The sequence below is a fragment of the Flavobacteriaceae bacterium GSB9 genome (assembly GCA_022749295.1).
GTDB lineage: Bacteria > Bacteroidota > Bacteroidia > Flavobacteriales > Flavobacteriaceae > Flavisericum.
Genome location: CP062007.1, coordinates 1,294,693 through 1,318,318, shown reverse-complemented (window position 1 = coordinate 1,318,318; position 23,626 = coordinate 1,294,693). Strand labels below are relative to the sequence as shown.

Sequence of the window (23,626 nt, the reverse complement as noted above, 5' to 3'; positions counted from 1 at the left end):
GTTTACGATTTAATTTTCGAAAAGACATAACATAATTCGGTAGCAATTTGTAAGCTACGTTCCTTATATTTTTCGGCCTGTTGAGGAGTGCCATCAAAAGCCTTGGGGTCTTCGAAGGTTATCGGGATGCGTTTTTCAGCGCCGTTTACAATAGGGCAAGCCTCGCTAGCAGAGTCGCAGGTCATAATGGCCGCAAACTCAGATTTCGGGTTGAAATCGTCGTCCATTTTTTTTGAAAACCCAATAACAGGATGTGCATTTTCCGAATATTTGATACTGTAAATAGGATTTTTACCTTCTGAAATAATTTTCACCAAAAAACCAGTATTTTGTAACGTTTGGGCGGCCATTGGAAAAAGCGCTGTAGCCTCTGTGCCTCCCGAATAACAAAATACATTTTTTATATCAAAATACGATGCCAAAGTTTGCGCCCAAACTTGCGATAAATGACTTCGGCGCGAGTTATGGGTGCAAATAAAGTTTAACCGGATGTCTTGTTGGTTTAAAGCTTTGTCCTGTATAAAATCGATTAAAGGTTGAAGCGTTTCTTTTCTTTCCTCTGAAATGATTTCTAGGGTTAGTTTTTTTATATTGTTTTCTATTTCGGTAAACAGGTTGGTTTTTGTGTTTATCATTTTTTGATATTTAAAGGTTAGCAGCAGTTTCCGCCAGGTTCGCAGCAAGGTTCATTGTTTAAATCAGATAGTTTTACCTTTGGTTTTTCACCTGGAATGCCACAGTTGTCCTTAGCTAAACAATCGGTATGCTTTGTGGTTAACAGGAAATTTTTGCCATCAAAGTCTAAACCAAATTTATTAATGGTGCTGCCTTGGTATTCTACCTCGATCTCTAAATCTTCTATCTCTAAAATTTTTTCTGAAAGATTAATTATTTTCAATAACTTTTCTGGGTGTAGCCTATGGTTGTAGTCGTTGGCATTCCAAAGTTGAAAATTTACTACCTCTTCATTACGCACGGTTCCTCCACAATCAATAAAGTATTTTGTGATCTTACCCACTTCTGTAACATGGAAGTGGCTAGGAACTAATTCGCCATTTGGCAATTGAAAAGCAATTTGATCTAATTGCTTTAGTTTGTTTTTAATTTCTGAAAGTTTCATGTTATATTGTTATTTTGCGATTAATGTTTTTTAATTTTTTAGCAACAATCTTGGTTTGGTACATCCTGGTTTAAAAATTGGTGCATAACATTTTTCATTTTTGTCCAGCTTTCTGTGTTTATACAGTAGCAAACACTAGTGCCTTCAACGTTACCTTTTATTAAGCCTAATTGTTTAAGTTCTTTTAAGTGTTGCGAAATGGTAGGCTGCGCTAAGCCTATTTCATCAACCAAATCGCCACATACACAGGTGTTTGATTTGAATAAATGCTGCAAAATAGCTACTCTTGCTGGGTGTCCAAAAGCCTTTGCAAAACGTGCTATTTCATTTTGTTCGTCTGTAAATATTTCTGTTTTAGATAAGCCCATACTTATATTTGTATATTGCAATATTACGATTAATATGTGGTTTAGCAAAAAAAAAAGCCCTAAAAATAACATTTAGAGCTTTGTAAGTACTTTGAGTAGTAACGGTTATCCGTTCATTGATATTAAGAACTCTTCGTTGTTTCTAGTTTGTTTAACGCGCTCGTTAATAAATTCCATCGCTTCTATAGGGTTCATGTCAGCTAAGTATTTACGCATAATCCACATACGCTGTATGGTGTTGTCGTCCAACAACAAATCATCGCGACGCGTACTGGAAGAGGTAAGGTCGATGGCAGGGAATATTCTACGGTTAGAAATTTTTCTATCCAATTGAAGTTCCATGTTACCGGTTCCTTTAAATTCTTCGAATATAACTTCATCCATTTTAGAGCCAGTTTCAGTAAGAGCTGTGGCTATAATGGTAAGCGATCCACCATTTTCAATATTTCTGGCGGCACCAAAAAAGCGTTTTGGCTTGTGCAGCGCATTGGCATCAACACCACCACTTAGTATTTTTCCTGATGCAGGTTGCACGGTGTTATAAGCACGAGCCAAACGGGTAATCGAATCTAAAAGAATTACTACATCGTGCCCGCATTCTACCAAGCGTTTTGCTTTTTCAAGTACTATATTTGCGATTCTAACGTGTTCGTGGGCTTCTTTATCGAATGTTGATGCTATAACTTCGCCATGCACATTACGTTGCATATCGGTAACCTCTTCTGGGCGTTCATCAATCAATAAAATCATTTGGTAAACCTCAGGGTGATTTGCGGCAATGGCATTGGCCACATCTTTAAGCAGCATGGTCTTTCCTGTTTTAGGTTGGGAAACGATCATACCGCGTTGGCCTTTCCCGATAGGAGAAAACAAGTCCATAATTCTGGTAGAAATGGTGCTTTGTCTTTCGGCTATATTAAACTTTTCCTGAGGAAATAAAGGTGTTAAATGTTCAAAAGAAACGCGATCTCTTACCACATTGGGGTTTTGCCCGTTAATTTTACTAACTTTTATTAAAGGGAAATATTTTTCACCTTCTTTTGGCGGACGTACATGCCCCAAAACAGTATCTCCTGTTTTTAGGCCAAAAAGCCTAATTTGCGATTGTGATACATATATATCGTCTGGGGATGATAAATAATTGTAATCCGATGAGCGCAAAAACCCATATCCATCCTGCATAATGTCCAGAACGCCTTCACTTTGTATAATGGCATCAAACTCAAAATCGGGCTCGCGATAACGGTTTCTGTTATCTTTATTGCCTTTGTCAACGTTGTTGTTCTTTTGGCTTTTTTGCTGGTTTTTATTGCGTTTGGTATTCTTTTGCTGATTATCGCTCTGGTTATTTTGTTTAGAACTGTTATCTTGTTTCTGGTCGTTAGATTTTTGTTTTTGTTTGGAATCTCCCTTCACAGTATCTGAGCTTTTTTCAGGTGTTGCCTTCTTGTCATCCTTCTGCGAACTTTGGTGCTGTACACGCTGTCTAGGTTTTCTGGCCGGCTTTTTGTCCTTTGTTTCAGATTCTGAATCAGAGGTTGGCGCTACAGCTTCTTTTACGGCACTTGGATCTGCCGCTTGTTGGTCTAATATTTGGTAAACTAGATCTAATTTTTTTAATGAACGGTACTTAGGTACATTCAGTTTTTTTGCAATCTCCTGTAAGTCAGTGAGTTTTTTTGCTTTTAGTTGTGAAATTTCAAACATTGATGTTTTATTGAATATTTTAATAATGAATACTGGTAAAGAGGTATTCTGAAAAAAATGTTTTTATATTCTGAAGAAATAACCGCTTGTTATTGCGATTGTTGAGAATTAATACTGCAATTATACAACTTTATTTTATTTTTTTACGGTAATTCTCTTATTTTTGCGGTCTAGTTTTAAAAAAAGTATGCTACAACGTATCCAAACCGTCTATCTTTTAATTGCTGCCGCAATTTCTGGCGGCTTAATTTTTGTGTTTGAGTTATGGCAGACAGAATCTGGCGTTAAAGTATTTGCAAGCGATACCAGTTATGTTTTTGCGGCATTTTTAAGCTCAGCCTTTTTTTCGGTTGTGGCGATATTTCGATACAAAAATAGGAAGTCTCAATTTATGTTGGGGCGACTTAACATCATATTAAACTTTATTTTACTAGGATTTTTCGTGTACCGATCGCTAAATTTATCTGGAGAAACGGCGGTTTCTGAGAAAGGTATTGGGATGCTTCTCCCTATTGTTTCTATCGTGTTTTTGGCCTTGGCCAATAAAGCCATCAAGAAGGATGAAGATCTTGTAAAATCTGTAGATCGTTTACGTTAAACCTAACATCTTAGTAGTATTAGTGCGAAAGAAACCCAAAGTGAATGCTTTGGGTTTTTTGTTGTTATGCCTTTTTTTAATACCGTTTATCAAACTCGATAACTTCTAAGTTGTCAATCTTTTTCCCGTCAATTGTAAAGCGTAGCATCGTACGAACTTTGTGAAACCCGTGTTTTCCAACAGCTCCAGGGTTCATATGGATTAAATTTAGTTTTTTATCGGGCATCACCTTTAAAATATGTGAATGTCCACAGATGAACAATTTAGGCGGATTCTTTTTAATGTCATGGTAAACTCTATTGTTATATTTTGGAGGGTATCCACCAATGTGCGTAATCCAAACGTCAACATCTTCACACATAAAACGGTTGTGCTCAGGAAATTCACCCCTGATTTTGGCGTCGTCAATATTTCCGTAAACAGCTTTTAGAGGTTTTAATGCTTTTATGGAATCGGTTATTTTTAAATCACCAATATCGCCAGCATGCCAAACTTCATCAGCTTGCTCAACATGTTTTAAAATTTGGTCGTCCATGTAACCATGCGTATCAGAAAGGAGCAGTATTTTAGTCATTTGTAAATTGAAAATCTTTAATATTTAATTAAGACCCTTGTTTTCGCATTAAAGCCAAAAGCATTTATCTTTGCTGCTTACAAAAGTATTAAAACACATTGAGGTATTTTTTAGAATTGTCTTACAACGGAAAAGCTTATCATGGTTGGCAAAATCAGCCCAATGCTGTGTCAGTTCAAGAAGTTATTGAGAAAAGCCTTTCAACGTTGTTAGGAAAAAAAACAGATATTGTTGGTGCAGGGCGTACCGATGCCGGTGTGCATGCTAGCCAAATGTTCGCTCATTTTGATACCGAAATGGCTGTTAATGAACCCGATTTGGTTTATAAACTTAATTCGTTTTTACCTAAAGACATTGCCATTCATCATGTTTTTAAGGTGAAGCCCGAAGCTCATTCGCGGTTCGATGCACTTAGCCGAACCTATTTGTATAGAGTATCGTTAAAGAAAAATGTATTTAATTTTGATGCTGCTTATTACGTAAAACAGCTCTTGGATGTTGAAAAAATGAAGCAAGCATCAAAAATACTGTTGCAGTATAAAGATTTTCAATGCTTTTCAAAAAGTAAAACCGATGTAAAAACGTATTATTGCGATGTGGTTCAAGCCGATTGGTTTTATAAAGACGACGAACTGCATTTTGTTGTAAAGGCCAATCGCTTTTTACGAAACATGGTTCGCGCCATTGTGGGAACCATGGTCAATATTGGCTTGGGTAAAATTGAAGTTGATGATTTACATCACATTATCCAATCTAAAAATAGGAGTGAGGCAGGGTTTTCGGTTCCTGCTCACGCTTTATATTTAACAAAAATTGAATATCCAGAGGATATAAAATTGTAAATGAGTAAACCAAAGGAAAATATTTTTGATTTTGAGCTTTTCAAACGGCTTTTTGAATACATAAAACCTTATAAACGTGTGTTTGTTGGGCTTGTGCTTTTAGTCGTTTTTTTGGCTATTTTCAGTTCAGCAACACCTTACATAACAAAAGATGCCATAGATAGTAGCATTATGAGCAAGGAAGAAAAAGGGTTTTTGTTCTTCATTATTTTAATGCTGGCTGTATTGATTTTGCAAACCGTTTTTCAGCTGTTGTTTATTTATTATGCGTCATGGTTAGGCCAGAATTTAGTCATGGATGTACGTGTAAAACTATTTGATCATTTGCTGCAATTCAAAATGAAGTATTACGATAATTCTTCTGTAGGTGTGCTTATCACGCGCGCGGTAACCGATATGGAGCGTATAGCTGATATTTTTGGCCAAGGGTTATTCATGATTGTTAGGGATTTGCTAACCATGACGGTTGTTTTCGGGGTCATGGTTTATATAAACTTAAAACTTACCCTTATTGTTTTTGTGATGTTGCCCATTTTACTTTATGCCACAAGGGTATTTCAAAAATATATGAAAAAAGCTTTTGAGGAAGTAAGAACCGAGGTTTCTAACCTAAACTCTTTTGTGCAGGAACGCTTAACAGGTATGAAAATTTTGCAGTTGTTTACGCGCGAAGATGTGGAGTACCAAAAATTCAAGACTATAAACGAACGTCACAAAAAAGGTTGGCTAAAAACCGTTTGGTATAACTCTATATTTTTTCCTATTGCCGATTTGGCATCATCGGTAACCATTGGTTTGGTGGCCTGGTACGGCGGATTGAATGTCGTTTTTGACGGAAGCAATGTGTCACAAGGCGATTTGGTAGCTTTTATCATGTTTATACCCATGTTGTTTAGGCCGTTAAGGCAAATAGCCGATAAGTTCAATACCTTACAAATGGGGATGGTGGCTGCAACACGCGTATTTAAAGTGTTGGATACCACTTCGCAGATTGATGACCACGGTACTATTGAAGCCGATAATTTTAAAGGTGAAATAAAATTCGAAAACGTCTATTTCAATTATGTTGATGATGAAGATGTGCTCAAAGGCATTTCCTTTGATGTAAAAAAGGGCCATACCGTTGCTATTGTTGGTGCTACGGGCGCAGGAAAATCAACTATTATCAACTTGTTGAGTCGTTTTTATGAGATAAAAAGTGGTGTTATTTCTATTGATGGCATCGATATAAAGGATGTAAAACTAGCATCTTTAAGAGCGCAGATAGCAGTTGTATTGCAAGATGTTTTTCTGTTTGCCGATACTATAATGAGCAATATTACCCTCGACCATCCTGAAATTTTAGAAGAGCAAGTGTATCAGGCTGCTAAAGAAATAGGTATTCACGATTTTATAATGAGTTTACCCAATGGTTATAATTATAATGTAAAAGAACGTGGCGCCATGCTGTCATCTGGACAGCGCCAGCTCATTTCGTTTTTAAGGGCTTACGTAACCAATCCAAGTATTTTGGTGCTTGATGAAGCGACTTCTTCGGTAGATTCGTATTCGGAGCAACTTATACAAAATGCTACTGATAAAATCACAAAAGGAAGAACATCCATAGTAATAGCGCATCGTTTGGCTACCGTTAAAAAGGCAGATAATATTATCGTTATGGATGCTGGTGAGATTGTAGAACAAGGCACCCACAACGAACTACTTAAAAAAGACAATGGCTATTATAAAAACCTTTACGAGGTGCAGTTTCTTCAAAAAGAAGCTGTTTAATCCAGAAAAAATTCTTGACGCATTGCATCGGGGTTTCCGTTGAAATTGTCTTTCCGTGAAAAGGAGAACCTAAATACAGAGTTTCGGATTTTTTATGTTGTGAGGTTAAAATGAAACTAGCGATACGTTCCTGTAGCTCTGCTTCGAAGATAGTTTGCTTCAAAAAATTCAATTTAACCCAAATCTTTTTTTATCATGGCCCTCAGTTCTGAAGTGTCTTCAAAAACCACAAATTCACCATCTTTAAAATAAGAAATATGCCCTGTTTCTTCACTAACGGCCAAGGCTAGAGCATCTGTTTTTTCGGTTACTCCAATGGCTGCTCTATGGCGTAGGCCAAAACGTTGTGGGATATGTTTTTCGTTGTTTACGGGTAAGATAACGCGCGTGGCCTTTACAATATTGTCGCTTATTATAATGGCGCCATCGTGTAACGGACTGTTTTTAAAAAAGATACTCTCGATAATGGGTTGGGTCACTTTTATATTCATCTCATCGCCAGATTCCGATAAAAAATCTAAATTGTTGTTACGTTCAAAAACAATCAGAGCCCCAGTTTTAGACATCGACATTTTGTTACAGGCCGATAAAATCGCATCCACATCGGTTTCATTGTCACTGTCTGTTTTTAAAAATTTAAACTGTTGCAAGAATTTTTTACGTCGATTAAAGTTTGTAGATCCCACCATGAGCAAAAACTTTCTTATTTCAGGTTGGAATACCACGATTAACGCAATAATACCCACCTTCATAAACCCTCCAAAAATACCTGTTAACAACTGCATATTAAGAACTTCGGTAAGTTTCCAAACCAAATAAATAATAATAATACCAATAAAAATATTGATGGCCACAGTACCTTTAACCAGTTTGTAAACATAGTAGAGTAGAAGGGCAACTAAAATAACATCGATAATATCGACTACTGAAAGGTCAAGAATGTCTTTAAATATTTCCAAGGGCAGTGGGTTTTGGTAAAATTAGTAATTTATGATTAATTAAAAATAAATTCATCCTTAACTATCGATACATGGGCTAAATTATATTCTGAAATTTTAGACTTTGCCGTTATGTAGTCTTGAAAGCTCATATTTTGGTTGAAGTTTAAAACGATGTCGAATTCGGTTTGTTCATTGGCGAAAATTGAATTAAGATCGTTAAGTAAACGGTCCAAGTTCGATTTTTTGGTTATTACTTTATTTATATAACCTGTAATTTCAATATTATTTAAAGTATAGAATACTATGCTAAACCTTTGTTTTTGATTGATGTCCGACGTTTTTGAAAAATAGTCGCCTGCAATTTCGTTTCTGTAAATAACATTGGTAAACTCAATAAAACCAAGGCTTTTTTTACTGGTATCGTTACAGGTAAAATAATTTTTGGCGTTTTCGTTTTTATGCATTTTAGCATTTCGTTTTTTGTCTTGCAGGAATTTTATGTGCGTGATGGCTTGTTTTAAGGTTAACCGTCTATCAACATTTATTAGCCAATTGGTGGTGCTGATTAGGTTTTTTCTATTCAGTTCAACGCTGTCCTTTTTGGTTTCGTCGTAAAACAAATATGCTGCAGAAACATCGTTTATTTCGGTGATTTCAGAATGACTTATTTCAGGCAATAGAACCGTTTTTTCTTTGCCGCACGACAAGAGTAAAACAGTTGTAACCAACAAAAAGATATATTTCATAACTTCTAACTTCTAACTTCTAACTTCTAACTTCTAACTTCTAACTTCTAACTTCTAACTTCTAACTTCTAACTTTTCCACTAATTTTACACATTCCATAGCTTCCTTTACGTCGTGAACCCTTAAAATGGAAGCCCCTTTTTGCAGCGCAACGGTATTTAAAACAGATGTGCCATTTAAAGCTTCTTTCGTCGAGGTTTCTAATGTTTTGTAAATCATCGATTTTCTTGAAACTCCAACCAATACAGGTTTTTCAATGGTTTTGAACAGTTCGAGTTGGTTTAATAATTCAAAGTTCTGCGCTGTGTTTTTGGCAAACCCAAAACCAGGGTCTACAATAACGTCAACAATGCCTAAAGCTTTGGTGGCTGCAATTCTTTCAGAAAAATAGAAAAGAATGTCTTTGGTTAAATTATCGTAATTGTCGAGTTGTTGCATGGTTTGTGGTGTGCCGCGCATATGCATCATAATGTAAGGCACTCTTAAGCTTGCTATGGTCGGCAACATATTGTCGTCCAGTTTCCCCGCAGAAATGTCATTAATCAAAGCAGCACCCGCTTCAATACATTTTTTGGCAATGTGGCTTCTAAACGTATCAATAGAAATAAGGGTTTCTGGAAATTCCCTTAAAATCAAATCAACAATGGGCAATATGCGTTTTAGTTCGGTGTCTTGGTCCACATGGTCGGCATTGGGTCGTGAGCTGTAAGCACCAACATCAATAAAAGTGGCACCTTCATCTAGCATGACTTCCACATGTTGTAAAATGTCACTTTCGTTTTTATGTTTGCCGCCGTCGTAAAACGAATCGGGCGTAATGTTTAAAATCCCCATTATTTTGGGGCGCGATAGGTCTATAAGTTGTCCTTTGCAGTTAATAGTCATTAAGCTTATTTTCTTTGGTTTTGCTGGTATTTAAAACTTTAAACCCGAAACCTTGAACATTCTAATAATTTATGCGAAATTTACACAAAATTCAGTTTATAGATGCAAGATACTTCAAAACAATACGATGCTGTAATCGATACCTGTAAAAGTTTGTTTGAAAAAAAGATGAGTGATTATGGCAGTGCTTGGCGGATATTACGGTTACCGTCATTAACCGATCAAATTTTTATAAAAGCGCAACGTATTAGAGGGCTTCAAGAAAATGATGTTAGAAAGGTTGATGAAGACGAGGTCAGCGAATTTATTGGAATAATAAACTACTGTGTTATGGCTTTGATTCAACTGGAAAAAGGAGTGGCAGAACAGCCCGACATGAGCACCAAAGAAGCGGTTAGCCTTTATACTGAAAAAGTAGCCGTTACAAAAAAGCTAATGGAAGATAAAAACCATGATTATGGCGAGGCTTGGCGCGATATGCGGGTTAGTAGTTTAACAGATTTGATTTTGCAAAAGTTGTTGCGTGTAAAATCGATTGAAAATAATAAAGGAAATACTCAGGTTAGTGAAGGTGTCGATGCCAATTACCAAGACATGATTAATTACGCTGTTTTCGCATTAATTCACTTAAACGAACAAAAATAATGAAGGCAATAGTTAGTATTTCACGAATTTTAGTGGGCATTTTATTCATTATTTCTGGGTTTATAAAGCTGAACGACCCTTTAGGGTTTTCATACAAATTACAGGAATATTTTAGTGCCGATGTTTTGAATCTACCGTTTTTGGAACCCTATGCGCTCTTAGTTTCGGTATTTGTTGTGGTTTTTGAGGTCGTTTTAGGAGTATTCTTAATTATTGGTTACAAACCTAAATTCACCGTTTGGAGTTTGTTGGGCATGATAGTCTTTTTTACCTTTTTAACCTTTTATTCGGCGTATTTCGATAAGGTAAAAGATTGCGGTTGCTTTGGTGATGCCTTAAAGTTAACACCGTGGGAAAGCTTTACAAAAGATGTTGTTCTTCTTGTTTTTATACTGATATTGTTTTTTGGTGTTAAATACATAAAACCTGTTTTCGGAAAGTTGCAGACCACCGTATTAGCCCTTTTGGGCTTTGTTTTAAGTCTGTGGTTTGCTTACCATGTGTTAATGCACCTTCCAGCTATAGACTTTAGGGCATACAAAATTGGAAACAATATTAAAGAAGGTATGATTGTGCCCGATGATGCGCCAAAACCCATTATTGAATATACCTGGAAGTTTAAAGTGAACGGTGAGGAAAAAACATTTGTAACGGATGGAGCTTACCCTTCGGTAGATGGTGATTTTATTGATGTTGAAACCAAAGTGATTGATGAAGGCTACACGCCGCCAGTAGTTGATTTTTCTATAGAAACTTCAAACGGAGAAGATTTAACCGAACACTTTTTGAGTGAGGAAAACCTGGTAGTAGTGGTGTCCTATAGTCTGGAAAAGATTGAAAGGGATGGTACGTTAAAACTGAATGCCTTACAGAAAAGAGCACAACATAATGGTTATAGGATAATAGGGTTGACAGCTTCTGGGGAAGACGCTAAAACCTATATTAACAAAACCTATAACCTCGATTTTAAATGGTATTTATGTGATGAAAAAGCTCTAAAAACGGTTGTGCGGTCTAACCCTGGTGTTCTGGAGCTTGATGCTGGTACTGTAAAGCAAAAATTACATTGGAATGATATTGAGGATTTAAAATTGCCAAAGGTTGAAAGAAAACCAGAACCAAAATCAGCACTTGAAAACGCTGTTGTTGCTTACTTTATAAATGAACAGCCATCTACTAAAGAAGATGTAGAAGTGTTGGATTCATCAAAAATTGAAAGTATAAATGTTATTAAAGATACTATTAAGTTAAAAGAATTGAATACGCAAAATAATACCTTTTATACTAGTATTATTGAGGTTACACTTAAATCCAATTAAGTGCTTCTCATAATCATTTTAAAATTCATTTCCGCTTAACAAAAACAACTTAACAGCTGATTAGTTACTTTTTAAATAAAATTTTTTACGCCCTGCTCACCTTATTAGGAGTGGTTACGGTTATATTCTTTTTATTTAGTGTACTTCCGGGCGATCCCGCCCAAATGATGATGGGGCAAAATGAAGATAGTGAACAATTGGCTGCCGTAAAGCAAAAATACGGTTTCGATAAACCAATAAGTACGCAGTACTTTTATTATTTAAACGACTTGTCGCCCATATCATTTCATTCTGAAAACCCTAAAGATTACACATTTTTACAAAATGGAAAATACAGAGCTGTCCAGTTGTTTACCATTGGGAACATAACAACAGTTTTAAAGTTTCCATATTTGCGTGAATCGTTTACCAAACAGGGTAAGCCTGTAAGCGAAGTGTTGGCCGAAACGCTTCCCAATACTTTTGTTCTAGCAGTATCAGCAATAACAATCGCCATGTTTATGGGTGTTTTTCTAGGAATAGTTTCTGCATTGTATAAAGATAAATGGTTAGATAAGTCTATCCAAGTGCTCAGTACTTTAGGAATGAGTGTGCCATCGTTTTTTAGTGCCATACTTTTTGCGTGGTTTTTCGGTTTTATCTTGCATGAGTACACTAATCTGGAGATGACAGGAAGCCTCTATGAATTGGACGATTTTGGCGAGGCCATGCACATTAAGTGGAAAAATTTAATATTACCAGCTGTAGTTTTGGGCATCCGTCCGTTGGCCGTGGTCATTCAGCTTATGCGTAATTCGTTATTAGAAGTCTTTAATCAAGATTTTATCCGTACCGCGAGGGCAAAGGGTTTAAGTGAATTTCAAATTATAAAAAATCATGCTGTTAAAAACGCTTTGAATCCAGTGGTTACTGCCATTTCGGGGTGGTTCGCGTCTATGTTGGCCGGAGCCGTTTTTGTAGAGTATATTTTTGGCTGGAATGGCCTAGGGAAAGAAATTGTAAATGCATTAAATACATTAGATTTGCCCGTTATCATGGGTTCGGTGTTAATTATCGCGGTATTGTTTATAATAATCAATATTTTTGTGGACATTATTTACGTTTGGTTAGATCCTAAAGTGAAATTACAGTAATCGAATAACACAGAAACGCTTAATATTAGAGAAATAATAATGAAAAAGATAATAGGTTTTGTAGTAATAGTTACTTTTTTAAGCTGTAATACACAAACGCCAACCAAATTTTCAAAAGAAGCGCTTAACGATAGTTTTGTGGCCTTAGATGGTAGCTCTAAAAGTTTAAAAGAAGTGTTGGCTAGCCACCCCGGAAAAACTATTTTTGTAGATGTTTGGGCGTCGTGGTGCAGCGATTGCATTAAAAACATGCCTAAGGTAAAGCATTTGCAGAAAGCGTACCAAGATGTGGTGTACTTGTTTTTATCGCTTGACAGAGGACAAAAACCTTGGAAAAAAGGCATAGAAAAGCACGATGTACAAGGCGAACACTATTTTATTCCATCGCGAGATGATAGCGCATTTATCCAATTTGCCAATGTTGGATGGATTCCTAGATATATGATAGTAGATAGCGAAGGAAACATTAAGCTGTTTGAGGCTGTTGAAGCTGACGACCCGCGCATAAAAGAATATTTAAATCAATAATTAAAAACAAAAATCCCTTCTGTTTTGAAGGTTGTAAAGGCAATGAGAAAACAAATAGTAGCTGGAAACTGGAAAATGAATAATGATTTAGCACAAACAGAAACGCTAATAACAAGTTTAAAGGAACAAAAACAAACATCGAATGCCGAAGTCATGATTGCGCCAACAGCAACAAATCTATGGCAGGCTTATAACAGCCTAAAAAACTCTAAAATTGAAGTGATAGCGCAAAACATGCATTTTGCTGAAAATGGGGCATACACGGGAGAAATTAGTGCAAAAATGCTAAAGAGTGTAGGTATTAACACTGTTATTTTAGGCCATAGCGAGCGCCGTGAGTATTTTGGTGAAACTGATGAGATTTTGGCAAAAAAGGTAGATGCAGCTCTAGCCAAAGGGATGGATGTTATTTTTTGTTTTGGAGAAGAATTGGCCGATAGAAAAGCCGGTAACCAAGAAAAAGTTGTTGGCGACCAAATAAAAAATGCATTATTTCATTTAGAAGCTTCAGCTTTCAGTAATATCATTCTGGCTTACGAACCCGTTTGGGCTATTGGAACAGGAGAAACGGCAAGCCCTGAGCAAGCTCAAGATATGCATGCCTTTATTAGAAAAACCTTGGCAGATAAATATGGTAATGATGTGGCCGACTCTGTTTCTATTCTCTATGGAGGGAGTGTTAAGCCTGCCAATGCCGAAGAGATTTTCTCTAAACCTGATGTTGATGGTGGATTAATTGGAGGCGCTTCATTAAAAGCTGAAGACTTTTTCGCGATTGTAAACGCGTTTTAAGTAATAGATTTTGTCATTCCCGCACTTGTCTTGAGCGAAGTCTAAGTAAAGGGCATGAATCTAAGATAAGGGTATTTCCTGTTTTTTTAAAATCGGGCAATACCTTTTTTGTTTGCATTATTCAGTCCATAAAGATTGAACACACCAATCAATTCAATTATCTTAGCAGTCTAAAACTAAAACCATGTCGAACACCATTTATATAGGGTATTATTTTAAGGTAGAGCCATTACAGCCCGCCACAGAAATTTTAATAGCAGAACTTGGTTATGCTGGGTTTGAGAGTTTTGTGGAAACCGAAGATGGCGTTACGGCTTATATTCAAAAAGATGATTGGGATGATAATATTTTGTACGATATTCAAATATTAAATTCCGATGAATTTCAAATTTCATTCACTTTTGAGGAGATAGAGCAGACCAACTGGAATGAAGAATGGGAAAAGAACTTCAACCCCATTGTTGTTAACGGGGTTTGTAGCGTTAGGGCGCCATTTCACGAAAGGTTCGATACAAAATACGATATTATTATCGAGCCCAAAATGAGTTTTGGCACGGGGCACCACGAAACTACCCACATGATGATACAGCATATATTAAAAAACGATTTTGAAGGTAAATCTGTTTTAGATATGGGGTGCGGAACAGGTGTTTTGGCTATTTTAGCCGAGATGAAAGGCGCCAAACCCATAGATGCTGTAGACTACGATAATTGGTGTTATGTTAATAGTTTGGAAAACGTTGAGCGTAATAAAAGTGAGCATATCACTGTCATAGAAGGCGATGCTTCTGTTTTGAAAAATAAAAAATACGATATCATCATTGCTAATATAAATCGTAATATTTTGCTACAGGATATGGAGGTTTATTCAGGTTGTTTAAACGAAAACGGCATGTTGTTTTTAAGTGGTTTTTATGATGATGACATTCCTGTTATTCAAGAATCGTGTGAAAAATATATGTTAAAATTTGAGGAAAAATTGGAAAGAAATAATTGGGTTTCTCTAAAATTTTTAAATTAGTAGTATAATTTACCCCGAAAACATTAGTATTATGAGTTCCAAAGAAAAAGTGTCAGAGGAATTATTGCTGGAAGAAGAAGTTGTAACGCAGAACGAAATTATTCTGTACAATGATGATGTAAACACTTTTGAACATGTTATTGAAACGCTTATTTACGCCTGCGATCACACGGCTGAGCAAGCAGAGCAATGTTCTTTAATTGTGCATTACAAAGGAAAGTGTACGGTTAAAACTGGGCTTTATGATGATTTGAAGCCTCGTTGTTCCATGCTACTTGACGCAGGGCTTAGTGCAGAAATCGTTTAATTATTCCCCGCTTTATATTACAATTAACAAAAGTTCGGTCGCTCGGTAACAATTTCTTGCCCAAACTCGAACTTTCAGTTTTGAATTTTTAAACTTGTTTTAATTTTTAGTTTTACAGGTGTTTATGCCAAAAGGCGCATATAGCGGACAAAAACTAACAAAGCTGGTAATTAGAAAGATAATAGCCAATGCCATTAACACATAGGCCAAGGTGCCTGTAATAACGTTAAAATAATAAAGTAAGGCAATAACAATGGCTGCTATCACCCTGATGCCTTTATCTAAACTTCCCATGTTTTTTTTCATGTCTTATTAATTTAAATTGATTTTATAATGTTGTAGGGCAAACGTAATCTGTTGTTGGTAATTCGCTGTCTTTAATAGCTCCAAATCCTCCCGCAATGTCTATAAGCTTATCAAACCCGCGAGCTTTTAAAATAGATGCTGCAATAACCGATCGGTAACCTCCAGCGCAATGCAGGTAATAGGTGTTGTTTTTGTTTATCGAATTCATGTTTTCGTTAATGTAATCGAGGGCAAAATGCTGTACGTTATCGCCTTTTAAGTGTTCAGATTTATATTCACCATCTTTTCTAACATCCAACACTTTTGTCGCTTTGCTATCAAATTCTTTAGAAAATTGTTCGACAGGGATTGAGGTGATGGATTCGATGTCTTTTCCAGCTGCTTTCCAAGCTTTAATGCCGTCTTTTAAGTACCCTAGGGTGTTGTCGTAGCCTACTCGTGAGAGGCGTGTTACGGCTTCCTGTTCTTTTCCTTGCGGCGTAACCAATAAAATAGGTTGTTTAAGGTCTGTAATAAGTGCGCCAACCCACGGTGCAAATGAACCATTCAAACCAATAAAAATAGAATTGGGAATATGTTCTTTTACAAAATCTTGTTCTGATCTAACATCTAAAACCAATGCGCTTTGTTGATTAGCGATAGCTTCAAATTCTTCGGGAGAGAGTGGCGTGTCGCCTTTTTTTAGTACGGTTTCAAAATCATCGTACCCCATTTTATTCATCATGGCATTTTTTTCAAAATATTGCGGTGGTGGGGTAATGCCCGATAGGACTTCATCTACAAACTCTTGCTTGGTCATGTCTGCTCTTAAGGCATAGTTGGTTTCTTTCTGTTCGCCCAAAACGCCCACCGTTTCTTTACTGAGGTTTTTTCCACAAGCCGAGCCCGCACCATGCGCTGGATAAACAATCACATCGTCTGGAAGCGGCATGATTTTGTTCCGTAAAGAGTCGTATAGCATTTTTGCTAAATCTTCTTTTGTTAAGTCTGATTTAATAGCTAAATCGGGACGCCCTACATCACCTAAAAATAGGGTGTCTCCAGAAAAAATAGCGTGTTCTTTGCCATTTTCATCCAACAGCAGATAAGTTGCAGATTCTAGAGTATGTCCAGGTGTATGGAGTACCTTTATAGTTACGTTACCGAGTTTAAATGCTTCATTGTCTTTGGCTTCATAAATATCATAGGCTGTTTTAGCACCAGGACCATAAACAATGGTCGCGCCCGTTTTTTCAGCTAAATCGATGTGGCCAGAAACAAAATCGGCATGAAAATGGGTTTCAAAAATATATTTGATTTTGGCGTTTTCTTTTTTGGCCTTGTCCACATATTGTTGCGTTTCGCGTAAAGGGTCTATTATAGCCACTTCACCATTAGATTCTACGTAATAAGCGCCTTGCGCTAAACAACCTGTATATATCTGTTCAATTTTCATAAAATTCTTTCTGCTTTTAAAAATTCTTCATTTTACCTAAAATACTAAACTTTTTGAAAAGCGTTTGTAACTATTATTACATTATATTTATTTTAACTCTTTGTAAATGATGTATATGGCCATTATTAAAATAAAAGTTCCAAAACCCTTTTTCAGTTTTTGTCCGCTAATTGACTTAGATAGAAAAACGCCCAATATGATACCTAAAATGGCAATGGCAGTGAAAGGCAGAAGAAAACCCCAATTAATGTCTAGGTTTTGAACATCTCCTAAAAAGCCTATAAGTGAATTTATGGTGATGATAATAAGTGAGGTGCCAACAGCCTTTTTCATGGAAATTCGGGCCCAAAGGACCAAGGCAGGTACATATAGAAAGCCACCTCCAGCCCCTATAACACCTGTAATAGTTCCTATAATTAGACCTTGAATGAAAGTTTTATAATAAGATTGTTTTGAAGATGGCGTATTTTGCGAGTTTCCATTTTTCATCATCGAAATGGATGCCAATAACATGATGAGTGCAAAAAATATCATTATGGCGACATCTTTCGATACTGTAAATGTGCCAATTGAAAACAAGTGCTCCGGAATGTTTGGAACCAAGTAACGACGCGTTATATACACGGCGACAAACGACGGAAAAGAAAAAGCTAATCCTGTTTTAAAATCAACTAAACCCTTCTTGGATTTTTGAAACGTACCTACCAAAGATGAGGTGCCCACAACAAATAATGAATAAGCTGTGGCCACAACGGGGTTGTAACCCAAAATATAGACCAAAACGGGTACTGTTAAAATGGAGCCTCCACCACCAATAAGGCCTAAAACCATGCCTATTAATAGTGCGCCGACGTATCCCGAAATTTGGACCATATCCATATTAGTGCGGTAGTTTGTTTTTTAACAAACCATATAAAAACGTACCCAAAATGGCCGCTGCAATTACAATGAGCATACTGTAAACGCCAGCACCCAGAAGTATGTACATAGGCCCTGGGCAGGTACCAATTAACGCCCAGCCTAATCCAAAAATTGAGCCACCTATAATGTAACGAGCAAAGCCCTCACCCTTTTTAGGAACTAAAATATGGGTGCCCGTAACGCTTTTTATATACCCTTTTTTAGAAATTTGTAAAAAGAGAACACCTGTTGCTATAGCTGTGCATATAATACCATACATGTGAAAAGATTGAAACCTGAACATTTCATAAATACGATACCATGAAACGGCCTCGGATTTCACCAAAACAATTCCGAAAAATATACCGATGAATAAAAATTTTATAAACTTCATAAGGCTAAAAAATTAAGGGTAAAATAAAGTTTGCCATAACCAAACCACCAACAAAAAAACCAATTACAGCTATAAGTGATGCTTTTTGAAAACTGCTTAAACCAGTAATGGCATGACCTGAAGTACAGCCATCAGCATAGCGGGTGCCAAAGCCAACTAACAAGCCACCAATGATAAGAATGGCTACACCTTTTAAACTTTGAAAGCTGAAAATTTCATTAGGAACCAATGTGGCACCAGAATTTTGAAATCCCATGGCTTTGAGTTCTGCAACGGTTTTAGGGTTGAGGTCGGTTATGCTATCGTTCGATAAATAGTTAACGGCAATAAAGCCCCCAATGATAGCACCAAGAACCACAACAAGATTCCAGGATTGTTCTTTCCAATTGAATTTAAAAAAATCACTGAATTTTCCTGCACCGGCAATGGTACACATGGTTTTTAAATTGGACGACATGCCAAAGGTTTTACCCAAATAGAGCAAAATGGCCATTACCAAAGCAATTAAAGGCCCCGAAACGTACCAAGGCCAAGGGTTTAAAATAGATTCCATAATTTATTGATTGTAAAGTTATTTTGTTACTTTTTGTGTTTTGTAACAATTGTTACTTAAAGTTGCTACTATGTAAAAGCGTAAGGGGCTGTTACGCTTGGAATTGAATAGTTTGTTTGAGTTCGCCGATAAAGGAGGTAGCCTTTCGACTGTATTCAAGATGAACTTAAGCGAAAGCCCAATCCTTGGTGTAGCGCCCATATAAATACTATTTACAGTATTTCAATTTTATTGCGGCTAAGTTTTATTTTGTTTTCGTTTTCCAGTTGTTTTAAAAGTCTGGAAATGACCACGCGTGATGTATGTAGGTCTTCGGCAATGTCTTGGTGCTTTATGTTTATGGTCTGCGAGCCGTGTAGCATAGCTTTGTTTTTTAGGTATTTGTGCAGGCGTTCGTCCATTTTCATAAAGGCAAGGTTGTCAATCGCATCAAGCATTTCATCAAACCGTATTTGGTAGCTTTGAAGGATAAATTCCCGCCAACTGGCATTACTGTGAAACCAGGTTTGCATGTTTTCAACCGGAATTAAAATAAGACTGGAGTCTTTTTCGGCCACAGCCCTAATTTTACTTTTTGTAGTGCCCAAACAGCAGGTAAGCGACATGGCACAGGTTTCGCCAGCTTCTAGGAAGTATATTAATAGCTCATTGCCATCAGAATCTTCCCTTAAAATCTTAATGTCGCCCGATAGTAATAGGGGAATATATTTTAAGGGTTGATTGATGTCTATAATGATTTCGTTCTGTTTAAACGTTTTGAAAACGCCTTTTTCCGATATTTCGGAAATTAGATCGGCATCAAAAATATGGGCAAACTTTTGGTTTAATAGGTCTTTGGTCATGCCCAAAAATAGTAATTAAAAATGAAATTTTTACAGGCAAATCTGTTAGATTTTATCATTTTGCCTATTCATAAAATCAAAATTCATTACAGCTTAAAAGGGGCTTTGACCAACGTGTGTTTAACAAGACGAACAGTTTCCGCTTTCTTTTTTAGCGCCCAATTTCACTAAAATAGTTTCTAAAAGACACCATTTGGTAAAAGCAGATTGAATTAGGTTTACGCCAATAAAAACGGTGAACCACATCCAGTTTTGGTTTACATAAACGGTAAGAATAACACTTAAAAGTATCATGCTTCCAACGATGGTTCTAAAATAGGTGTTTAACATTTTAATAGTTTTTAATTATATGGCTTTTTCAATAGGTACAACAACGGCCTTAACGGGGTTGTTTGTTTCTAAATTGGTGTTGAAGGCCATGATTTGTTTAAAAAGTTCATCGATATATTGCTCTTCGGTAAAAGAAAAAAACATAACCGACTCGTTTCCGACATTTTCAGAGCCAAACCAATTTGAGCTTATAAGCAGCGCAGCATTGTTTTTATAGCCATCAATTTCTGATTCGCTAAAACTTTCAATACCTGCTTTTTTAAAGAGCTTAAGGACATCTCTGTGAAACTCTTTTACAGCGGTTACTAATACTAATTTCATTATTTATGGTTTTTACGTTCTATCATGTAATACACTAATGGCACAACCAATAGGGTTAAAAAAGTGGATACAATGGTTCCGCCCATGAGTGAAATTGCCAAGCCTTGGAAAATGGGGTCGAATAAGATAACGAAAGCTCCTATTACCACGGTTCCAGCGGTTAATAGAATGGGTGTTGTACGCACGGCTCCAGCCTCAATAGCGGCCTGTTTTAAAGGTACGCCTTCCTCTAAACGAAGGTTTATAAAATCAATTAGCAAAACCGAGTTACGCACCATAATTCCCGCCAAGGCTATCATTCCGATGAATGATGTTGCGGTGAAAAATGCCCCCATTAACCAGTGTCCCAAAATAATACCAATCATGGATAAAGGAATGGCAACCATCATAACAACTGGAGCTTTAAAGTTTTGGAACCAACCAACAATTAAGATATAGATTAAAATAATAGCACCTAAAAAGGCAATGCCTAAATCCCTAAATACTTCCAAAGTAATTTGCCATTCGCCATCCCATTTTACGGTATAATCGTCTTCGTATTCGGGTTGGCCGAGATACATTTCGTTAATGTCATAGCCTTGTGGTAACGGAATGGTTTTTAATTTTTCTTCCATTCCTAAAATCGCATACGCAGGACTTTCCAACTCGCCAGCCATATCGGCTAAAACATACACCACACGTTTTTGATTTTTACGGTAAATGCTTTTGGCACTGGTCGTTTCAGAAATATCAACTAAATCAACAATCGGAACTAAGTTGCCTTGTTGTGATTTAACTTTTAACTGTGAAATATCTTGAATGGTCGATTTTTCCTTTTCATCTAAAGCCAATACCAACCCAATTTGGTTCACCGCATCTTCATCATATAAAACGGTTAACGGTCTGTTTGATAAGGCCATATTCATGGTGTAAGCAATCTGTTTTGGCGCTACACCATAAAGCATCGCTTTTTCTTTGCCGATAGTAAATTGAAACTCTTTTTGATCAGCTTCTACCATCCAATCGACGTCAACAACATCTTCTGTATTATTCAAAATATTTTGAACTTCGTTAGCAATTTCCATTTGCTTATCGTAATCTGGACCATAAATTTCAGCCACTAATGTTGATAATACTGGAGGTCCTGGTGGTACTTCAACAACTTTTATATTGGCGTTGTATTTTGAAGCTATTCTTTGAATCTCTGGCCGTAATAACTTAGCAATATCATGACTTTGAGCATTGCGTTCACCTTTATCCACAAGATTAACTTGTATATCGGCCATATTGCTTCCGCCACGTAAATCGTAATGACGAACCAATCCGTTAAAGGTAATAGGAGCCGATGTGCCAATATAATTTTGGTAATTAACCACTTCTGGTCGTGTTGATAAGTATTGCGAAATTTCTTGAGCCACAACCGCTGTACGCTCTAAGGTTGTGCCTTCGGGCATATCAATAACCACTTGAAATTCGTTTTTGTTATCGAACGGCAGCATCTTTACAACGACCGAATTGGTAAAAAACATCACCATCGTTCCCATCAAGAACACAAAGGTTAATCCTAAAAACAACCAACGTTTTGAACGACTTTCAATTAACGGACGTTCTAGTTTCTCATAAAACTTGTAAATTTTAGTGTCCTCTAATGGTTTTTTAGGTTTTTCCGCTACACCCTTCTTGTCTTTTTCACGCAAGAAAATATAACCTAAATACGGTGTAATGGTTAAGGCTACGAATAACGATAAAATCATCGCAATAGATGCTCCAATTGGCATGGGCGCCATATATGGCCCCATTAAACCAGATACAAACGCCATGGGTAAAACTGAGGCAATTACGGTAAAGGTTGCTAAAATAGTCGGGTTACCAACTTCGTTTATGGCATATAATGCTGCTTGCTTGAACGGTAAGCTTTTCATCTTAAAATGGCGGTGCATATTTTCGGCAATGATAATGGAATCGTCTACCACAATACCTGTTACAAATACTAACGCGAATAAAGTGATACGGTTAAGCGTGTAATCCAGCATATAATAACTTAACAAGGTTAAAGCAAAGGTGATTGGCACCGATAAAAACACGACCAATCCGCCACGCCAACCCATGGCCAACATCACCACAAACGTTACCGCGATAATAGAACCAATAAGGTGTAATAATAATTCGGAAACCTTGTGAGACGCTGTTTCACCATAGTTCCTAGTGATTTCTACGTGAACATCATCTGGAATTAGGGTTTTGCGTAAATGTTCTACTTTATCGATGATGATATCGGCAATTTTCATCGCGTCTGCACCTTTTCGTTTGGCGACCGAAATAGTTACTGCTGGATATTCAGATTTATAATCACTTGCCTTTTCGCTAGCTTGACCAAAACCTAAACTCACATAGTTTTGTGGGACTTCAGGACCATCAACGATTTTTGCGACTTGCTTTAAGTAGATTGGCTGATTTTGCTGTACACCAACTACTAGATTTTCAACATTGGTCACTGACTCTAAAAACTTACCAGTGTTTACTACAAATTCAGTGTCGTTTTTATCAAACGTTCCAGAATTTAATTGCGCGTTGTTGGCTCTAATCATTTCAGAAACCGATAAAAAGTCCAATCCGGCACTGGCTAGTTTATCTTTATCTAAAATGACACGTATTTGACGTTCTCTTCCGCCTATTTTATGCGTAATGGCTACGTCATTCACTTTCTTAATTTCGGCTTCCAATTCTTGAGCCATTTGCCCTAATTGGAAATCGTCGTAATGCTCACTCCACAAGGTTAACCCTAACATGGGCACATCATCAATAGCACGTGTTTTTACTAACGGAAACGTCACGCCTTCCGGCATTTGGTCCATATGCTTATTGATTTCGTTGTATAATTTCACAAATGAACGCTCGATGTCTTCGCCCACATAAAACTGAACGATAACCATACCTTGTTCTTTCATCGACGTAGAATACACATATTCCACACCTTTTATATTTGAGATTAATTGCTCTAAAGGCTTGATGACTCTACTTTCAACTTCGGTTGGACTCGCGCCTGGATACCCAACAAAAATGTCGGCCATGGGCACATCAATTTGTGGTTCTTCTTCACGAGGAATTAAAAACGAGCTGTACACGCCAATGACCATAAATACAATCATTAAAAGCACTGTAAGCTTCGATGTCATAAAGACTTTGGCAATTTTTCCTGCTAAACCTTCTTTCATTTTTTCTTTTTATTTTTTGGGCGTTTTAACGGGCTATTCGCTATATCTTTTTACT

At 36.8% G+C, this 23,626-nt stretch carries 27 protein-coding genes; 10 read left to right on the top strand and 17 right to left on the bottom strand.

The window, feature by feature from the left end:
- Positions 1 to 2 precede the first annotated feature (2 nt).
- From GSB9_01106 to rho, 4 genes are all read right to left on the bottom strand, one after another.
- Positions 3 to 635 carry a protein-tyrosine-phosphatase gene (locus GSB9_01106; protein ID UKM64556.1) on the bottom strand — a complete coding sequence of 211 codons (633 nt, stop codon included), beginning with the start codon at positions 633 to 635 and terminating at the stop codon, positions 3 to 5.
- A gap of 17 nt (positions 636 to 652) precedes the next feature.
- Positions 653 to 1,120 carry a DUF6428 family protein gene (locus tag GSB9_01105; GenBank protein ID UKM64555.1) on the bottom strand — a complete coding sequence of 156 codons (468 nt, stop codon included), beginning with the start codon at positions 1,118 to 1,120 and terminating at the stop codon, positions 653 to 655.
- Positions 1,121 to 1,158: 38 nt separating this feature from the next.
- Positions 1,159 to 1,488, bottom strand: a complete 330-nt coding sequence (locus tag GSB9_01104; protein ID UKM64554.2) for a metalloregulator ArsR/SmtB family transcription factor — start codon at positions 1,486 to 1,488, stop codon at positions 1,159 to 1,161.
- Positions 1,489 to 1,593: 105 nt separating this feature from the next.
- Positions 1,594 to 3,195, bottom strand: coding sequence for a transcription termination factor Rho (rho, locus tag GSB9_01103; protein ID UKM64553.1), 1,602 nt, complete (start codon positions 3,193 to 3,195; stop codon positions 1,594 to 1,596).
- Positions 3,196 to 3,382: 187 nt separating this feature from the next.
- On the opposite strand from rho, the gene GSB9_01102 reads away from it, so the two are divergent.
- Positions 3,383 to 3,793, top strand: a complete 411-nt coding sequence (locus tag GSB9_01102) for a DUF4293 domain-containing protein (protein UKM64552.1) — start codon at positions 3,383 to 3,385, stop codon at positions 3,791 to 3,793.
- 76 nt (positions 3,794 to 3,869) lie between these two features.
- Here the strand turns inward: GSB9_01102 and GSB9_01101 are convergent, their stop codons facing one another.
- The gene (locus GSB9_01101) at positions 3,870 to 4,367 is read right to left on the bottom strand and encodes a metallophosphatase family protein (protein ID UKM64551.1); all 498 of its coding nucleotides are present in this window, start codon (positions 4,365 to 4,367) and stop codon (positions 3,870 to 3,872) included.
- 98 nt (positions 4,368 to 4,465) lie between these two features.
- Here GSB9_01101 and truA point away from each other — a divergent pair, with 98 nt between their 5' ends.
- Together truA and GSB9_01099 are read left to right on the top strand one after the other, a co-directional pair.
- A complete protein-coding gene (truA, locus tag GSB9_01100; GenBank protein ID UKM64550.1) occupies positions 4,466 to 5,209 on the top strand; it encodes a tRNA pseudouridine(38-40) synthase TruA in 744 nt (247 codons plus the stop codon).
- Positions 5,210 to 6,979, top strand: a complete 1,770-nt coding sequence (locus tag GSB9_01099; GenBank protein ID UKM64549.1) for an ABC transporter ATP-binding protein/permease — start codon at positions 5,210 to 5,212, stop codon at positions 6,977 to 6,979.
- 173 nt (positions 6,980 to 7,152) lie between these two features.
- Here the strand turns inward: GSB9_01099 and GSB9_01098 are convergent, their stop codons facing one another.
- Genes GSB9_01098 through folP form a run of 3 tightly spaced genes read right to left on the bottom strand, consistent with a single transcriptional unit; the run spans position 7,153 to position 9,551 of the window.
- Positions 7,153 to 7,938, bottom strand: a complete 786-nt coding sequence (locus tag GSB9_01098; GenBank protein ID UKM64548.1) for a diadenylate cyclase — start codon at positions 7,936 to 7,938, stop codon at positions 7,153 to 7,155.
- A gap of 35 nt (positions 7,939 to 7,973) precedes the next feature.
- Entirely contained in the window at positions 7,974 to 8,666 is a 693-nt protein-coding gene (locus tag GSB9_01097; GenBank protein UKM64547.1) for a hypothetical protein, read from the bottom strand.
- Positions 8,667 to 8,720: 54 nt separating this feature from the next.
- Positions 8,721 to 9,551, bottom strand: a complete 831-nt coding sequence (gene folP / locus GSB9_01096; GenBank protein ID UKM64546.1) for a dihydropteroate synthase — start codon at positions 9,549 to 9,551, stop codon at positions 8,721 to 8,723.
- 102 nt (positions 9,552 to 9,653) lie between these two features.
- Here folP and GSB9_01095 point away from each other — a divergent pair, with 102 nt between their 5' ends.
- The 7 genes from GSB9_01095 (at position 9,654) to GSB9_01089 (ending at position 15,296) form a co-directional block, all read left to right on the top strand.
- On the top strand, positions 9,654 to 10,196 hold the full coding sequence (locus tag GSB9_01095) for a DUF1599 domain-containing protein (protein ID UKM64545.1): 543 nt from the start codon (positions 9,654 to 9,656) through the stop codon (positions 10,194 to 10,196).
- Positions 10,196 to 11,515 carry a DoxX family membrane protein gene (locus GSB9_01094; protein ID UKM64544.1) on the top strand — a complete coding sequence of 440 codons (1,320 nt, stop codon included), beginning with the start codon at positions 10,196 to 10,198 and terminating at the stop codon, positions 11,513 to 11,515. The genes GSB9_01095 and GSB9_01094 overlap by 1 nt, the downstream gene beginning before the upstream one ends.
- Positions 11,516 to 11,571: 56 nt before the next feature.
- A complete protein-coding gene (locus GSB9_01093) occupies positions 11,572 to 12,648 on the top strand; it encodes an ABC transporter permease (protein UKM64543.2) in 1,077 nt (358 codons plus the stop codon).
- Positions 12,649 to 12,687: 39 nt separating this feature from the next.
- Entirely contained in the window at positions 12,688 to 13,176 is a 489-nt protein-coding gene (locus GSB9_01092; protein UKM64542.1) for a TlpA family protein disulfide reductase, read from the top strand.
- A gap of 42 nt (positions 13,177 to 13,218) precedes the next feature.
- Positions 13,219 to 13,968: a triose-phosphate isomerase gene (tpiA, locus tag GSB9_01091; GenBank protein UKM64541.2), complete on the top strand. Its 750-nt coding sequence runs from the start codon at positions 13,219 to 13,221 to the stop codon at positions 13,966 to 13,968.
- Between the two features lie 184 nt (positions 13,969 to 14,152).
- Entirely contained in the window at positions 14,153 to 14,989 is an 837-nt protein-coding gene (gene prmA / locus GSB9_01090) for a 50S ribosomal protein L11 methyltransferase (GenBank protein ID UKM64540.1), read from the top strand.
- Positions 14,990 to 15,020: 31 nt separating this feature from the next.
- Positions 15,021 to 15,296: an ATP-dependent Clp protease adaptor ClpS gene (locus GSB9_01089; GenBank protein ID UKM64539.1), complete on the top strand. Its 276-nt coding sequence runs from the start codon at positions 15,021 to 15,023 to the stop codon at positions 15,294 to 15,296.
- A 99-nt stretch (positions 15,297 to 15,395) separates the two neighbouring features.
- Here GSB9_01089 and GSB9_01088 read toward each other — a convergent pair whose 3' ends face one another.
- The 9 genes from GSB9_01088 to GSB9_01080 all read right to left on the bottom strand — a co-directional run bounded on the left by GSB9_01088 (position 15,396) and on the right by GSB9_01080 (position 23,571).
- On the bottom strand, positions 15,396 to 15,602 hold the full coding sequence (locus GSB9_01088) for a DUF2892 domain-containing protein (GenBank protein ID UKM64538.1): 207 nt from the start codon (positions 15,600 to 15,602) through the stop codon (positions 15,396 to 15,398).
- Between the two features lie 22 nt (positions 15,603 to 15,624).
- Positions 15,625 to 17,037, bottom strand: coding sequence for an MBL fold metallo-hydrolase (locus GSB9_01087; GenBank protein UKM64537.1), 1,413 nt, complete (start codon positions 17,035 to 17,037; stop codon positions 15,625 to 15,627).
- A gap of 87 nt (positions 17,038 to 17,124) precedes the next feature.
- Positions 17,125 to 17,916 carry a sulfite exporter TauE/SafE family protein gene (locus GSB9_01086; GenBank protein UKM64536.2) on the bottom strand — a complete coding sequence of 264 codons (792 nt, stop codon included), beginning with the start codon at positions 17,914 to 17,916 and terminating at the stop codon, positions 17,125 to 17,127.
- 1 nt (position 17,917) lies between these two features.
- Entirely contained in the window at positions 17,918 to 18,331 is a 414-nt protein-coding gene (locus tag GSB9_01085) for a YeeE/YedE family protein (GenBank protein ID UKM64535.1), read from the bottom strand.
- A gap of 4 nt (positions 18,332 to 18,335) precedes the next feature.
- A complete protein-coding gene (locus tag GSB9_01084) occupies positions 18,336 to 18,884 on the bottom strand; it encodes a YeeE/YedE family protein (GenBank protein UKM64534.1) in 549 nt (182 codons plus the stop codon).
- A gap of 212 nt (positions 18,885 to 19,096) precedes the next feature.
- Positions 19,097 to 19,726 (bottom strand): Crp/Fnr family transcriptional regulator, encoded by a 630-nt coding sequence (locus GSB9_01083; GenBank protein ID UKM64533.1) that lies wholly within the window; start codon positions 19,724 to 19,726, stop codon positions 19,097 to 19,099.
- A 120-nt stretch (positions 19,727 to 19,846) separates the two neighbouring features.
- Positions 19,847 to 20,056 (bottom strand): DUF2892 domain-containing protein, encoded by a 210-nt coding sequence (locus GSB9_01082; GenBank protein UKM64532.1) that lies wholly within the window; start codon positions 20,054 to 20,056, stop codon positions 19,847 to 19,849.
- Between the two features lie 15 nt (positions 20,057 to 20,071).
- A complete protein-coding gene (locus GSB9_01081) occupies positions 20,072 to 20,377 on the bottom strand; it encodes a hypothetical protein (protein UKM64531.1) in 306 nt (101 codons plus the stop codon).
- Positions 20,377 to 23,571 (bottom strand): efflux RND transporter permease subunit, encoded by a 3,195-nt coding sequence (locus GSB9_01080; protein UKM64530.1) that lies wholly within the window; start codon positions 23,569 to 23,571, stop codon positions 20,377 to 20,379. The genes GSB9_01081 and GSB9_01080 overlap by 1 nt, the downstream gene beginning before the upstream one ends.
- Positions 23,572 to 23,626 lie beyond the last annotated feature (55 nt).